Here is a 13,122-nt window from a genome sequence, read left to right on the forward strand (position 1 = left end):
GGGCGCAGCCTGCTGCGCCCCAACGCCTCAGGCCGGCACCGCCATCGGGTGGATCACCGAATGGAAATTGCGCTTGAAGTAGATCAGCCCGTTGCCGGCTTCGCTCAGCGCGATCTGCTTGATCTGCACCAGGTACATCTGGTGGGTGCCGATGCTCTGGATCTGCTCGATCTCCCCTTCCAGGCTGGCCAGGGTATTGCGCAGCACCGGCTGCCCCAGCGCGCCGAGCTGCCACTCTTCCAGCCGGAAACGATCTTCCATGCTGACGCCGGTCATGCCGGCGAAGTGGCGCGCCATCAGCTCCTGTTCGTGGTTGAGCACGTTGATGCACAGCCTGCGGTTTTCCTGAAACACCGGGTTCATCGCGCTGTTGCGGTTGATGCACACCAGCAGCGTCGGCGGCGTATCGGTTACCGAGCACACCGCCGTGGCGGTGATGCCGCAGCGCCCCGCCGGGCCGTCGGTGGTGACGATATTCACCGCCGCCGACAGGCTGGCCATGGCGTCGCGAAAGCGCAGGCGCTGTTCATTTTCCTGAGACATACAACCTCCTCCTGAATTACTTCAGCAGATTATCCAACTGATTAATATCGTCATTGTTCCGCAGATGCGGCACCTTCCAGCCGTGCTGATCGTAATCGGCCAGGCACTTGTCGACCATCTGCATCATGCGATCCATGTTGCCGGATCCCTGCGCGTGGCGCAGGCACTGCAGGCGGATCTCATCCTGGCTGCCGGCGTAGTTGATCTCATACAGCTCGTGGCGGCCGCCGAATTCGCTGCCGATCGCATCCCACATCAGCTTGAGGATCTTGATGCGTTCGACGTGATCCATACCGTCCGATCCGCGCACGTAGCGCGCCAGGTACTTGTCGATCTCCGGGTTGTTCATGTCGCGCACGCTGGACGGCAGGTAGATCAGGCCGCTGGTGACGTTCTTCTCGATGATGTGTTTCACCTTGGTGTAGGCCATCGGCGCCATCACGCGGTAGGTCTGCAGCGCGGCGGAATCCGGCAGGTAGGCGCCGTTTTCCCATTTTGTGGCTTCGGCGCACATCGCGTCGCTCAGCGACCAGAACAGGTTGCGCCAGGCCACCACTTCGCCCAGATCGGCCTGCACGCCGCGGAACTCCAGCACGCCGGTGCACGAGAGGCTCTTTTGCAGCAGCGCGGTGATGAAGTCCATCTTCACCGCCAGGCGCACGCAGGCCTGCAGCGGGAACAGCCGGGCGAAACCGCCCTGGGTGCTCCAGCGACGGCAGCGGTCGAAATCGCGGTAGATCAGCACATTTTCCCACGGGATCAGCACATGATCCATAATCAGGATCGCGTCGTTCTCGTCGAAGCGGCTGGTGAGCGGGTAGTCGAACGGCGATCCGGTGGCGCCGGCCACCAGCTCGTAGGAGGCGCGCGAAATCAGCTTCACCCCTTCGGCGTCCATCGGCGCCACGAACATCAGCGCGAAGTCCGGGTTATCACCCATCACCTGCGCCGAACCGAAGCCGATGAAGTTGTAGTGGGTCAACGCCGAGTTGGTGGCCACCACTTTGGCGCCGCTGACCACGATGCCGGCGTCGGTCTCTTTCTCCACCTGAATGTAAACGTCCTTCACCTCGTTGACCGGCTTGTGGCGGTCGATCGGCGGGTTGACGATGGCGTGGTTGAAATAGAGCCCGGTTTCCTGAATGCGTTTGTACCAGTGGCGCGCGTTGTCGGCGAACTGGCCGTAGAACTCCGGATAAGCGCCCAGCGCGCAGCCGAAGGCCGCCTTGTAGTCCGGCGTGCGCCCCATCCAGCCGTAGCTTTGGCGCGACCAGTCGGCGATGGCGTCGCGCTGCTGGCGCATCTCTTCCGGGCTGCGGGCATAGCGGAAGAACTTGTGGGTGTAGCCGCCGTTGCCGGTGTCGGTATTCCAGCACAGGCGATCCTGGCTGGCCGGATCGTGCAGCGCGTCATACAGCTGGCCGACAGACGCCGCCGCGTTGCGGAACGCCGGGTGAGTGGTGACGTCTTTCACGCGCTCGCCGTAAATGTAGATTTCGCGGCTATCCTGCAAACTTTTCAGGTATTCGGCGCCGGTAAACGGGCGTTTGCTGTCGGCACGAAAGTCTTCTGGTTTCATCGGGTCTTCCTCGTCATCGGCATTTTTCAGGCCGTGGATCCGGCCATTTGTTAAAATAATGTTTTTTTTTGGTTGCTTAATTGAAGCTGCCAAAGCCGGTTTCGAGAAGAGACTTTTGCGGCAATCGCCGGTACTTTTCAGGTCAGTTTGCCGCTTTCGCGGCAAACTGTGATCGCGGTTACGAAAGGGCGTGTTGCGCCGCGCGGTAGGTCGAGGGGGAACAGCCTTCCAGCCGATTGAAAAAACGGGCGAAATAGGCCGGATCCTTGAAGCCGAGGCTGTAGGCGGTTTCATGCACCGTGCAGGCGCTGAACAGCAGCATGCGTTTGGCCTCGCGCAGCAGCCGATCGAAGATCAGCCGCTTAGGCGGCCGGTTGGCGAAGCGCCGGCACAGGTCGTTGAGCCGCGATTCGGTCACTCCCAGCGCCTGCGCATACTCCGGCACCGGCAGGTGCTCGCGAAAACGCTCGTCCACCATCTTGTTGAACCGCTGAAACAGCTGCAGTTCGCCGCGCACGCCGCTGTTGGCGTTGTCTTCCAGCGCGGTGTTGCGCAGCAGCAGCGTGAACACCGCCTGCGCCAGCAGCGCCAGCGTCTGTTCGCGCCCGGCCAGGTTCTGGCCGAACTCGCGGCGGATCAGCGCCCAGTAGTGGCTGAGCGCCGTCAGCTCCTGCGGCGCATCGGCCAGCGACAGGCAGATGCCCGGCATGTCCAGCGCCAGGTTGCTGCCGGGATACAGGCGCTCCAGCAGCGGCCAAATCAGCTCCTGGCGCACCGTCAGCACGTGGCCGTCGCTGTCCGGTTCGGTGAAGAACGCATGCGGCACCGACGGCGGCGTAAGGATGAACAGCGGCGCCTGCACCGAATAGTGCTGATCGTCGAGCTGCAGCTCTATCTTGCCGGTTTCCAGGAAATGCACCTGGAAGAAGCAGTCGTGCCAGTGCACCTGCATGTCGCGGCCGAAGAATGCCGCCAGCCCGGCGAAGGTTTCGTAGTGCACCTCGTCGGCGGCGTAACGCGCGTCATACTCTTTGCAAATATCGATGTTGGCGATAAAGCCGGTACTTTTCCGCACCTCATGACCTCCTGCAATCATGCCCACTTGTGCATCAAGGCGTCGCCCTCGGGCGCGAATCCTTCATCGGGATGCGCCACACCAGCACGGCGCCGACGATCAGCAGCGCCGAGACGAAATACAGCCCGGAGTTGAAGCTGCCGGTCAGATCCTTGAACCAGCCGATCAACAGCGGGCTGAGCGCCGATCCGATATTGCCGGTGGCGTTGATCACCGCGATCCCCACCGCGCGCGCTTCCAGGCTGATCGACTGATCCGGCGTGGTCCAGAAGATCGCCATGGCGGTAAAGGAGCCGACCGAGGCCATCACGATCCCCAGCAGCTGGATCAGGCTGTGATCGGTGGCGGACGCCAGCAGCCAGCCGGCGGCAGCGAACAGATACGGCAGCGCGGTGTGATGCTTGCGCTCCTGCAGCCTGTCGGATCGTTTGCTCCACCACACCATGCCGGCGATGGTGCAGATCTGCGGGATCGCCGCCAGAATGCCGATCGTCACGTTGCTGCTGCCCTGGTTGAAGCTTTGCAGGATCTGCGGCGTCCAGATGTTGATCGCGCTCAGGGTGTTGGTCAGGCAGAAATAGGCCAGCGTGTACATCAGCACGATCGGCGTGAAAATCTCGCGCCACAGGCTGCGTTGCTGCAGCGCGCGGTGGCTGCTCGGCCCGTTGGGCTGCACCAACTGAAGCTTGTCGGCCTCCATCATCGCCTGCAGGCTGGCTTTCTCCTCGTCGGTCAGCCACTTGGCCTTGGCCGGCGTATCGTCGAGGTAGAACCACACCACCACGCCCAGCAGCACCGACGGAATGCCTTCCAGCAGAAACAGCCACTGCCAGCCCTTCAGGTTCATCACCCCGTCCAGCGCCAGGATATAGCCGGAGACCAGCGAACCTATCGCCATGGTCACCGGCATGGCGATCATGAACAAGGCGTTGGCGCGGGCGCGGTAGAACGCCGGGAACCAGTAGGTGAGGTACACCAGAATGCCCGGCAGGAAACCGGCCTCGGTGATGCCGACGATCATGCGCAGCACGTACAGGCTGGTCGGCCCGGTGGCGAACATGGTGCAGGTGGAGGCGATGCCCCACAGCACCATGATGGTGGCGATCCAGCGCCGCGCGCCGACCCGGCTCAGCATCATGTTGCTCGGAATGCCGAAGATCACGTAGGTGACATAGAACAACGTCGCCGCCAGCCCGAACATGGTCGAGCTGAGGCCGAGATCTTTGCCCATCGTCAGCCCGGCGAAGCCGATGTTGATACGGTCGAGGAAAGAGAAAACAAACAACACGAACAGGAAAATGATCAGGCGCCGAAACAACTTTTTAATCACCGATTGCTCGGCGGCGGTTAACGCTTTATGTTGCTGCGCCGGGTTGGCCGGCGGCAGCGAATCGACGTGGTTCATGGTTCAGTAAACTCCCGATGAAGGCGCTTGCACCCCGCCCTGTTTGAACTCGTCAGCCAGGGCTTCCGCCGCCCGCGCCAGCAGGGTGGTGTCCACCCCCACCGCGACGAACAGCGCGCCGGCTTCCAGATAGCGCTGCGCCAATGCCTTGTTGGCCATCAAAATGCCGGGCGCCTTGCCGGCGGCGCGGATGCGCGCAATCGCGTCGTCGATGGTGCGCTGCACCTCCGGGTGCTGCGGATTGCCGGCGAAGCCCATATCGGCGCTGAGATCCGCCGGGCCGATAAACACGCCGTCCACCCCTTCCACCTGCAAAATGGCGTCGAGGTTTTTCACCGCTTCGCGGGTTTCAATCTGCACCAGCACGCACATCTGCTCGTCGGCCTGCTGCAGGTAATCGGGCACCCGGTTCCAGCGCGAAGCGCGCGCCAGGGCGCTGCCGACGCCGCGTACGCCGTGCGGCGGATAGCGCGTGGCGCGCACCGCATCGCGCGCCTGTTCGGCGTTTTGAATCATCGGGATAAGCAAGGTTTGCGCGCCGACGTCCAGCAGTTGCTTGATGATCACCGCGTCGTTCCACGGCGGCCGCACCACCGGCCGGCTCGGGTAAGGCGCGACCGCCTGCAGCTGCCCCAGCACCGTTTGCACGTTGTTGGGCGCATGTTCGCCGTCGATCAGCAGCCAGTCGAAACCGGCGCCGGCCAGCAGCTCGGCGCTGTAGCTGCTGCACAGCCCGAGCCACAGCCCGATCTGCGGGCGTTTTTCCTGCAGCGCACGCTTGAAGTGGTTGGTTAACATCGCATTCTCCCTGACAAGCGGGCGTAGCGCATGGCCCCCCGCCCGGTTTATTGCGGCCCGGTTCGCCGAGCCTGCTTATTAGACAAAGCGGCAGCTGATGCAGCCCATCGGGCCGTAGTCGACGTGGAAGGTGTCGCCGCGCCGCGCCGGCACCGGCCGGGTGAAGGAGCCGCCGAGGATCACCTGCCCCGCTTCCAGCTCCACCTCATACGGCGCCAGCTTGTTGGCCAGCCAGGCCACGCCGTTGGCCGGGTGGTTGAGCACCGCCGCCGCCACGCCGGACTCTTCAATCACGCCGTTGCGGTACAGCAGCGCGGCGATCCAGCGCAGATCCAGCGCATCCGGCTTGATCGGCCGCCCGCCCATTACCACCCCAGCGTTGGCGGCGTTGTCGGAGATGGTGTCGAACACCTTGCGCGGCCGCTGCGTCTCGGGATCGACGTTGTGGCTGCGCGCGTCGATGATCTCCAGCGCCGGAATGACGTAGTCGGTGGCGTTGTAGACGTCGAACAGCGTGCAGTTCGGCCCGCGCAGCGGCTTGGCCAGCACGAACGCCAGCTCCACCTCCACCCGCGGCACGATAAAGCGATCGATCGGAATGTCGCTGCCGTCATTGAAGAACATGTCGTCCAGCAGCGCGCCGTAGTCCGGCTCGGTGATCTGCGAGCTCACCTGCATGGCGCGCGAGGTCAGGCCGATCTTGTGGCCCTTGAGCTTGCGCCCCTCGGCGATCTTCAGCTCCACCCACTGCCGCTGAATGGCGTAGGCGTCCTCGATGGTGATCTCGGGATGATCGAGCGACAGCGCGCGGATCTGTTCACGACTCTTTTCCGCCTGATGCAGGCGCTGTACGGCGCGGTTAACCTGCTCTTTATCCAGCATTTACGACCCCTTATTCACGCCTTGTTGAACAGCGCGTGGACATTGTTCTGTTTGTAATTCAGCACCGGATCCAGCTCTTCCATAGTGAAAGAGAGCGCCAGGTAACGCTGCGCCATCAGCGCGGCGAAGTGTTCCTTGATCAGCGCAAACAGCATCTCGCCCACCTGCTGCCGGCTTTCCAGGCTGCGGCCGTGGCCGATCTTCAGCGTCATGTGCACGAAGGCGTAGTCCTGCTTGCCGTCGGCCATCTGCCAGGTGTCGAGCCAGATGGCGCGGCTGCGTACGCCGGCCAGCGGAAAGATGCCGGTCGCCGCCAGCGCTTCGTTGACCTTGGCGAACAGGGTGGGCAAATCCGCCTCGCGGCGGATGTTGTCGGTACATTCAGCGTAAAAATGGGGCATAGCGTTCTCCAGACGGCGCATAGGCGCGGGCGCGGCCCGCGCAGCGGCATTTACAGCGTATTGCCAAGTTTGAAACCTTTTTCCGTATCGCCCTCACGGGTGTAGGAAAAACCGTCTGCGCCGATGGTGACGGCCATTTCGCTGGGCGCGCTGCGTTCGATGACCGGCTGCGGCTGCCCATCGAGATCCAGCACCAGCGATCCTTCGGTATACCAGCTCGGCACCACCGGATTACCCCACCAGTCGCGGCGCTGGTTGTCATGCACGTCCCAGGTCACGGTCGGGTTGTCCGGATCGCCGGTGTAGTAATCCTGCGTGTAGATCTCCACGCGGTGGCCATCGGGATCGCGCAGATAGAGGTAGAACGCGTTGGAGACACCGTGACGGCCGGGGCCGCGTTCGATCAAATCGGATTTGCGCAGCGCGCCGAGCTTGTCGCAGATGGCCAAAATATTGTGCTTTTCATGGGTGGCGAAGGCGATGTGGTGCATGCGCGGCCCGGCGCCGCCGGTCATCGCGGTATCGTGCACCGTCGCCTTGCGGCGCATCCAGGCGGCGTAAACCACGCCGTCTTCATCGCGGATGTCTTCCGTTACGCGGAAGCCCAGCCCCTGGATGTATTCCACGGCGCGCGGCACGTCAGGGGTGATTTGGTTAAAGTGGTCGAGGCGCACCAGCGCGCCCGGCGTATACAGATCGTAGCGCCAGGCCAGACGCTCGACGTGCTGCACGTCGTAGAAAAACTCATACGGGAAGCCGAGCGGATCCTCGACCCGCACCGCATCGCCGATGCCTTTGGCGAACCCGTTCACCCGACGCTCGGTGCGGCAGCCAAGCGCCTTGAAATACGCTTCGGCGCGATCGACGTCTTCCGGCGTGCGCACGCGGAAAGCAAACGCCGCAACGGCGGCGACCGGGCCTTCGCGCAGCACCAGGTTATGGTGAATGAACTCCTCCATCGAACGCAGGTAGAGGGTTTTGTCATCCTCGGCGGTCACGACCAGGCCGAGGATATCGACGTAAAATTCGCGTGCGGCTTTAAGGTTCGTGACCTGAATTTCCATGTAGGCACAGCGCACGACGTCGGGAGCAGGGACAGCATTAGTGGTAAGTTTTGTCGTCATTGTTCTCATCTCTTTCGTTATTATTGTGGCCCGAGGCTTAGACGCCCCATTTCGGGATCGGGTGGTCGCCCATGGAAATGCACACGTTCTTCATTTCGGCGAACACTTCGAAGCTGTATTCGCCGCCTTCGCGGCCGGTGCCGGAGGCTTTCACGCCGCCGAACGGTTGGCGCAGATCGCGTACGTTTTGGGTGTTGACGAAAACCATGCCCGCTTCGATGCCGCGGGCCAGGCGCAGAACCTTGCTCACATCCTGCGTCCAGATGTACGACGCCAGGCCGTATTCCACGTCGTTGGCCATGCGCAGGCCGTCTTCTTCCGACTTGAACGGCAGCAGGCAGGCCACCGGCCCGAAGATCTCTTCCTGCGCCACGCGCATCCGGTTGTCGACATCCGCCAGCACCGTCGGGCGCAGGAAGTTGCCGTGGCTCAAACCGGCCGGTTTGTCCGGACCGCCGGCCAACAGGGTCGCCCCTTCTTCCACCCCGAGGCGAATATAGCCGGAGACTTTTTCCCAGTGCTGCGGGCTGATCAGCGCCCCCACCTGGGTGTTGGGATCTTGCGGATCGCCCACGCGCAGACGGTTGGCGCGCTCGGCGAAGCGTTTGACGAATTCCGGGTAGATGCTCTCCTGAATGAAGATGCGCGAACCGGCGGTGCAGCGCTCGCCGTTGATCGAGAAGATGGTGAACAGCGCGGCGTCGAGCGCCCGCTCGATGTCGGCGTCTTCAAAGATCAGCACCGGCGACTTGCCGCCCAGTTCCATGGAAAACTTCTTCAGCCCGGCGCTTTCGATGATGCGGCGGCCGGTAGCGGTGCCGCCGGTGAAGGAGACCGCGCGCACGTCTTTATGGCGCACCAATGCGTCGCCGGCGGTGGCGCCGTAGCCCTGCACCACGTTCAGCACCCCGGCCGGAATGCCGGCCTCCAGCGCCAGCTCGCCCAGGCGATCGGCGGTCAGCGGCGACAGTTCGGACATCTTCAGCACCGCGGTGTTGCCCAGCGCCAGGCAAGGCGCGGTTTTCCAGGTGGCGGTCATGAACGGCACGTTCCACGGCGACACCAGCGCGCATACCCCCACCGGCTGCACCAGCGTGTAGTTGAGCATCTTGTCGTCCACCGGGTAGGTCTTGCCGTTCATCTGCTGGCACACCTCGGCGAAGAACTCGAAGTTGTGCGAAGCGCGCGGGATCAGCACGTTTTTGGTCTGGTGGATCGGCAGGCCGGTGTCGGCAGTTTCCAGTTCAGCGATCTGCGGCACGTTCTGGTCGATCAGCTCGCCCAGGCGGCGCATCAGGCGCGCGCGCTCTTTCATCGGCGTATTCGCCCACTTGGGGAACGCCTCTTTCGCCGCCGCCACCGCCTGGTCTATCTCCAGCTGGCCGCCGGAGGCCACTTCCGCCAGCACCTCGCCGTTCGCCGGGTTGGTGGTGGTGAAATACTCTTTGCTGGCGACGTTCTTGCCGTTGATCCAATGGTTGATGGTTTTCATCGCAGGCTCTCCTCGTAATCTTTTTCACTGATAATGTGGTTAACCAGACGGCCGATGCCCTCGATCTCCACCACCACTTCGTCGCCCGGCTGCACGTCGGCCAGCCCTTTCGGCGTGCCGGTGGCGATCATGTCGCCCGGCTGCAGCGTCATGAATTCACTCAGGTAGGCGACCAGGAACGGAATGTCGAAAATCATGTCGGCGGTGCTGCCGCGCTGGCGCAGCTCGCCGTTGACGTAGGTGCTGAGCGCCAGCCGGTGCGGATCGGCGACGTCGTCGCGATCGACGATGTACGGTCCGATCGGCGTCAGGGTGTCGCGGCTCTTCACCCGCAGATTCGGCCGGTAGTAGTTTTCCAGGTAATCGCGGATGGCGTAGTCGTTGCACAGGGTGTAACCCGCCACGTACTCCATGGCGTGCTCGCGGCTGACGTTGCGCGCGGTCTTGCCGATCACCGCCACCAGCTCGGCTTCGTAATGCATGTACTCCACGCCGGCCGGGCGCACCGACACCTGGCGGTGCCCGGTCAGGGTGTTCGGCGCCTTGAGGAACACCAGCGGTTCCTCCGGCGCCTTGAATTCCAGCTCGCTGGCGTGGTCGGCATAGTTCAGCCCGAGGGCGAACACCGTGCCCTGCGCCGGCGGCAGCCATTCCACTTCGCGCTCCTGCAGCACCTCGCCGTTCGGCAGCGTGACGCGCAGCTGGTCGTCCACTTGGACGTTGACGGCCTGGCCATGATGGCGAATACGGGCATGTTTCATGATGCGGCTCCTGCTTGGGTGACGCGGTTGGTCAGCGTGGGCAGGCCGGCGGCGCGCACCGTCACCTCATCCCCCGGTTTGATCTCCACCCGCTGGTGCGGGGTGCCGATCAGCACCGCATCGCCCGGCTGCAGGGTGATAAAGTCGCTGATGGCGGCGATCAGCTCCGGCACCGAGCGCACCAGATCGGCGGTGGACCAGCGATCCTGCTCCACGCCGTTGATCTCGGTGACGATCTCCAGCCGATCGGCAGCCTCCAGCTGGCCGATCTCCCCCAGCGGGCAGAACCCGTCGCGGCATTTGGCCTTGATCGCCGGGCGATAGAAGCTGCTTTCCGGCAGGCTGACGTCGTTGGCCAACGCGTAGCCGGCCAGATAACGGCTCACCTGCTCAACCGGCACCTTGCGCGCGGTATCGCCGATGATCACCGCCAGCGTGCCGCCGCTCTGCACGGTTTCACCGGCCGGAAACGGGATCGCCCCGCCGTTGGCGAGGTGGGTGTTGCGCGGTTTGATAAACCACACCGGGGTTTTGGGCGGGGTCTGATACGGTGGCTGGTGTAACGCCTGATCCCAGGCGTCCAGTTGGCTGCGGTGGTTCAGCGCAACGGAAAATACGGTGCCTTTCATGCGAACTCCTCCAATGGCAAAACATGACAACCGGCATTCATTAATATATTAATGATTACTTTTATACGCTGTGCAGCTTTTACGCAACGCGCTTGGAGCGATTTGTGATCGTGATAACAAAATATTCACAAATAACGAACATTAGCGTGATTATTCAACGTATTAATCATTTTTCTCGCCATTTTTCGCTGCGGCACGCATTTTTGCTTTATCCCTACGGGTAACTTTGGCTACTATTAAGTTATTAACAAAATCGGGCTTTGCGGGGCGGGCGCCCCCATAACGAGCGCCGTAACAACGAACACCTTGATAGCTAAGGCCAAACTTATGCATGAATCGTTAACCATCGCCCTGCTGCAGGCGCGTGAAACCGCCATGGGGTTCTTCCGCCCGATCCTGAAAAGCCACAATTTGACCGAACAGCAGTGGCGCATCATCCGCGTGCTGGCCAACAGCCGCTCGATCGAATTCCACGAGCTGGCGGCGGAAACCTGCATCCTGCGCCCCAGCCTGACCGGCATTCTCTCGCGCATGGAGCGTGACAAGCTGATCTTCCGCCTCAAGCCGGTCAACGATCAGCGCAAGCTGTACGTGTCGCTGACCCAGCAGGGCCAGGATCTGTATGAAGTGGCGCGCCACCAGGTGGAACAGGGCTACGCCGAGATTGAAGCCGCCTTTTCGCGGCAGAAAATGGACCAGCTGATGGCGCTGCTGGACGAGCTGATCACCCTGGGCGACAGCCTGCCCGCCAACGTCACCGCGCATCCCACTAAGAAGTGATTTAACCAACCGGAATTCTCAAATTAATTGGCGTTGCAGCAAACAACGCTGCAGCGTCAAGTAAGCAGAGAATTCGTTTCCGGCAACAGCGCGCCGCCGTCCACCACCAGCGTCTGGCCGGTGATGTAGGCCGCCGCCGGCGAGGCGAGAAACACCATCGCCGCGGCGATGTCTTCCGGTTCCCCCAGCCGCCCGAGCGGCACCGAGGCGGCGATCGCCTGATTCACCTGCGCGTCGCCCAGGTTGGCCATCGCCGGCGTGCGGATCATCCCCGGCTCCACGCCGTTGACGCGAATTTTCTCCGCCGCCAGCTCCAGCGCCGCCGCGCGAATAAACCCGTTCACCCCGGCCTTGGAGGCAGCGTAGTGCGCCAGCCCCGGGTAGGCCACCCGCGGGCCGGTCACCGACGAAGTCACCAGAAGGCAGCCGCCGCCCCGGCGGCGCATCCACGGCAGCGCCGCCTGCGCCAGAAAGAACGGCGCCATCAGATTGACGCTCAGCGTGCGTTGCAGCAGGGCCGCGTCGATGGCGGCGAACGGCGTCAGCGGAAAGTAAGCGGCGTTGTGGATCACCACGTCCAGCCGTTGATGCCGCTCGCCCACCGCCGCCACCAGCTCGGCGATCTGCCCCGGTTCGGCCAGATCGCAGACCAGCGCCTGCACGCTCAGCCCTTCGTCCCGCAGCGCCTGCGCCGCCGCCTGCGCCTGCGGCAGCTGCACGTCCGCGATCGTCACCTCGGCGCCCAGCCGGGCAAAGGCGCTGACGATCGCCAGCCCAATGCCCTGCGCGCCGCCGGTCACCAGCACCGCCTGCCCCGAGAAGGCGTCGGCCGCATAGGTTGCGCTCATCGCCCTATCCTCGCGGGTGGCGTGTGGTGTTCAGCACCTGCGCATGGGCGCCGACCGCAAAGTTGCTCAGCGCGCTGAAATCGCTGCCCTGATAACCGAGGATCTTGCCGTCGGTGCGCATGCCCTGCAGATCGATCATCACCACGCCCAGCGTCGGGATGATCTTCTCGCGCCAGACGAACAGATAAAGCTGCTCCGCCACCTTCACGTAGTGGCAGCGATCGACGTCCGCCAGCCCTTTCTCCACCCCGTCCAGACACTGCCAGGCGTAGAAGTTGTCGTTCAGGTAGATGTGCTCGTACCGCTCGGTCGGGCTGTAGGTGTACATATTGCGCATGCCGATCAGCTCATCGGTAAAGCCCGGCGGCGCCACGTCGGCGTCGTCCAGCGTACCGAAGCGGAATTCGGCCCCGACCGCGGTCAGCGGCAGCCCCTGTTCCACCCGGCTGAAGGCATCGAGCCGCGCCTGCGCTTCGTCCGGCAGCTGGCCGTATACCGCGGTGAAGTTGCCCTGATTGCGGTCGCATACCAGCGTAATGCTGGCGTTGGCGCGGGCGGGATCGAGAAAATCGATAAACAGCACACCGGGGCGAATGCTGGTGGCGCGATAGGCGACGCCGCGCCGTTCGCCCCACTCCAGCGTCTGCTCGTCGGTAAACCGGCAGCGCTGCGTCGCGCCGTCGCTAAAGTGCAGCGTCAGCGTGGTGCCCGCCAACCCGTGCTGCCGTTCCAGCGTATTGCTGTGCGGCGCAAAGCCTTCCGCCAGCGCGCCAACCTGAATGAATACCGCTTCTGAACTCATGGA

The 13,122-nt window shown here is 63.1% G+C and carries 14 protein-coding genes; 1 reads left to right on the plus strand and 13 read right to left on the minus strand.

Features of this window, described 5'->3' with window-relative positions; all coding sequences use genetic code 11:
- Nucleotides 1-27 precede the first annotated feature (27 nt).
- The 11 genes from hpaC to ACJ8HB_RS10995 all read right to left on the minus strand — a co-directional run bounded on the left by hpaC (nt 28) and on the right by ACJ8HB_RS10995 (nt 10,689).
- Nucleotides 28-543 carry a 4-hydroxyphenylacetate 3-monooxygenase, reductase component gene (gene hpaC / locus ACJ8HB_RS10945; protein WP_047569439.1) on the minus strand — a complete coding sequence of 172 codons (516 nt, stop codon included), beginning with the start codon at nt 541-543 and terminating at the stop codon, nt 28-30.
- 16 nt (nt 544-559) lie between these two features.
- Complete coding sequence (gene hpaB / locus ACJ8HB_RS10950; RefSeq protein ID WP_047569441.1) at nt 560-2,122, minus strand: 4-hydroxyphenylacetate 3-monooxygenase, oxygenase component; 1,563 nt, start codon at nt 2,120-2,122, stop codon at nt 560-562.
- Between the two features lie 178 nt (nt 2,123-2,300).
- Nucleotides 2,301-3,197, minus strand: a complete 897-nt coding sequence (hpaA, locus tag ACJ8HB_RS10955) for a 4-hydroxyphenylacetate catabolism regulatory protein HpaA (RefSeq protein WP_033636987.1) — start codon at nt 3,195-3,197, stop codon at nt 2,301-2,303.
- A gap of 34 nt (nt 3,198-3,231) precedes the next feature.
- Nucleotides 3,232-4,602 carry a 4-hydroxyphenylacetate permease gene (gene hpaX / locus ACJ8HB_RS10960; protein WP_033652854.1) on the minus strand — a complete coding sequence of 457 codons (1,371 nt, stop codon included), beginning with the start codon at nt 4,600-4,602 and terminating at the stop codon, nt 3,232-3,234.
- A gap of 3 nt (nt 4,603-4,605) precedes the next feature.
- Complete coding sequence (gene hpaI / locus ACJ8HB_RS10965) at nt 4,606-5,400, minus strand: 4-hydroxy-2-oxoheptanedioate aldolase (RefSeq protein ID WP_033636985.1); 795 nt, start codon at nt 5,398-5,400, stop codon at nt 4,606-4,608.
- Nucleotides 5,401-5,478: 78 nt separating this feature from the next.
- Nucleotides 5,479-6,282 (minus strand): 2-oxo-hept-4-ene-1,7-dioate hydratase, encoded by an 804-nt coding sequence (gene hpaH, locus ACJ8HB_RS10970; protein WP_039567496.1) that lies wholly within the window; start codon nt 6,280-6,282, stop codon nt 5,479-5,481.
- Nucleotides 6,283-6,296: 14 nt separating this feature from the next.
- Nucleotides 6,297-6,683: a 5-carboxymethyl-2-hydroxymuconate Delta-isomerase gene (locus tag ACJ8HB_RS10975; RefSeq protein WP_004933172.1), complete on the minus strand. Its 387-nt coding sequence runs from the start codon at nt 6,681-6,683 to the stop codon at nt 6,297-6,299.
- 50 nt (nt 6,684-6,733) lie between these two features.
- Nucleotides 6,734-7,807, minus strand: coding sequence for a 3,4-dihydroxyphenylacetate 2,3-dioxygenase (gene hpaD, locus ACJ8HB_RS10980; RefSeq protein WP_004933173.1), 1,074 nt, complete (start codon nt 7,805-7,807; stop codon nt 6,734-6,736).
- A gap of 37 nt (nt 7,808-7,844) precedes the next feature.
- Nucleotides 7,845-9,299, minus strand: coding sequence for a 5-carboxymethyl-2-hydroxymuconate semialdehyde dehydrogenase (hpaE, locus tag ACJ8HB_RS10985; RefSeq protein WP_033636981.1), 1,455 nt, complete (start codon nt 9,297-9,299; stop codon nt 7,845-7,847).
- Nucleotides 9,296-10,060, minus strand: a complete 765-nt coding sequence (locus ACJ8HB_RS10990) for a fumarylacetoacetate hydrolase family protein (RefSeq protein WP_033648528.1) — start codon at nt 10,058-10,060, stop codon at nt 9,296-9,298. The genes hpaE and ACJ8HB_RS10990 overlap by 4 nt, the downstream gene beginning before the upstream one ends.
- On the minus strand, nt 10,057-10,689 hold the full coding sequence (locus tag ACJ8HB_RS10995) for a fumarylacetoacetate hydrolase family protein (RefSeq protein ID WP_047569448.1): 633 nt from the start codon (nt 10,687-10,689) through the stop codon (nt 10,057-10,059). The genes ACJ8HB_RS10990 and ACJ8HB_RS10995 overlap by 4 nt, the downstream gene beginning before the upstream one ends.
- 327 nt (nt 10,690-11,016) lie before the next feature.
- On the opposite strand from ACJ8HB_RS10995, the gene hpaR reads away from it, so the two are divergent.
- Complete coding sequence (hpaR, locus tag ACJ8HB_RS11000) at nt 11,017-11,469, plus strand: homoprotocatechuate degradation operon regulator HpaR (protein ID WP_047569450.1); 453 nt, start codon at nt 11,017-11,019, stop codon at nt 11,467-11,469.
- 56 nt (nt 11,470-11,525) lie between these two features.
- Here hpaR and ACJ8HB_RS11005 read toward each other — a convergent pair whose 3' ends face one another.
- Entirely contained in the window at nt 11,526-12,317 is a 792-nt protein-coding gene (locus tag ACJ8HB_RS11005; protein WP_047569452.1) for an SDR family oxidoreductase, read from the minus strand.
- Nucleotides 12,318-12,321: 4 nt separating this feature from the next.
- Nucleotides 12,322-13,119 (minus strand): molybdenum cofactor biosynthesis F family protein, encoded by a 798-nt coding sequence (locus tag ACJ8HB_RS11010; RefSeq protein ID WP_047569454.1) that lies wholly within the window; start codon nt 13,117-13,119, stop codon nt 12,322-12,324.
- Between the last annotated feature and the right edge of the window lie 3 nt (nt 13,120-13,122).

It is taken from the genome of Serratia sp. CY27727 (genome assembly GCF_052169275.1).
Lineage (GTDB): Bacteria > Pseudomonadota > Gammaproteobacteria > Enterobacterales > Enterobacteriaceae > Serratia > Serratia sarumanii.

What these genes read in the sequence shown, in the direction of transcription:
- hpaH (WP_039567496.1), bottom strand. Translation starts at nt 6,282, where the DNA reads ATGCTGGATAAAGAGCAGGTTAACCGCGCCGTACAGCGCCTGCATCAG.
- ACJ8HB_RS10975 (WP_004933172.1), bottom strand. Translation starts at nt 6,683, where the DNA reads ATGCCCCATTTTTACGCTGAATGTACCGACAACATCCGCCGCGAGGCG.
- hpaC (WP_047569439.1), bottom strand. Translation starts at nt 543, where the DNA reads ATGTCTCAGGAAAATGAACAGCGCCTGCGCTTTCGCGACGCCATGGCC.
- hpaB (WP_047569441.1), bottom strand. Translation starts at nt 2,122, where the DNA reads ATGAAACCAGAAGACTTTCGTGCCGACAGCAAACGCCCGTTTACCGGC.
- ACJ8HB_RS10990 (WP_033648528.1), bottom strand. Translation starts at nt 10,060, where the DNA reads ATGAAACATGCCCGTATTCGCCATCATGGCCAGGCCGTCAACGTCCAA.
- hpaD (WP_004933173.1), bottom strand. Translation starts at nt 7,807, where the DNA reads ATGACGACAAAACTTACCACTAATGCTGTCCCTGCTCCCGACGTCGTG.
- ACJ8HB_RS10995 (WP_047569448.1), bottom strand. Translation starts at nt 10,689, where the DNA reads ATGAAAGGCACCGTATTTTCCGTTGCGCTGAACCACCGCAGCCAACTG.
- hpaR (WP_047569450.1), top strand. Translation starts at nt 11,017, where the DNA reads ATGCATGAATCGTTAACCATCGCCCTGCTGCAGGCGCGTGAAACCGCC.
- hpaX (WP_033652854.1), bottom strand. Translation starts at nt 4,602, where the DNA reads ATGAACCACGTCGATTCGCTGCCGCCGGCCAACCCGGCGCAGCAACAT.
- ACJ8HB_RS11005 (WP_047569452.1), bottom strand. Translation starts at nt 12,317, where the DNA reads ATGAGCGCAACCTATGCGGCCGACGCCTTCTCGGGGCAGGCGGTGCTG.
- ACJ8HB_RS11010 (WP_047569454.1), bottom strand. Translation starts at nt 13,119, where the DNA reads ATGAGTTCAGAAGCGGTATTCATTCAGGTTGGCGCGCTGGCGGAAGGC.
- hpaI (WP_033636985.1), bottom strand. Translation starts at nt 5,400, where the DNA reads ATGTTAACCAACCACTTCAAGCGTGCGCTGCAGGAAAAACGCCCGCAG.
- hpaE (WP_033636981.1), bottom strand. Translation starts at nt 9,299, where the DNA reads ATGAAAACCATCAACCATTGGATCAACGGCAAGAACGTCGCCAGCAAA.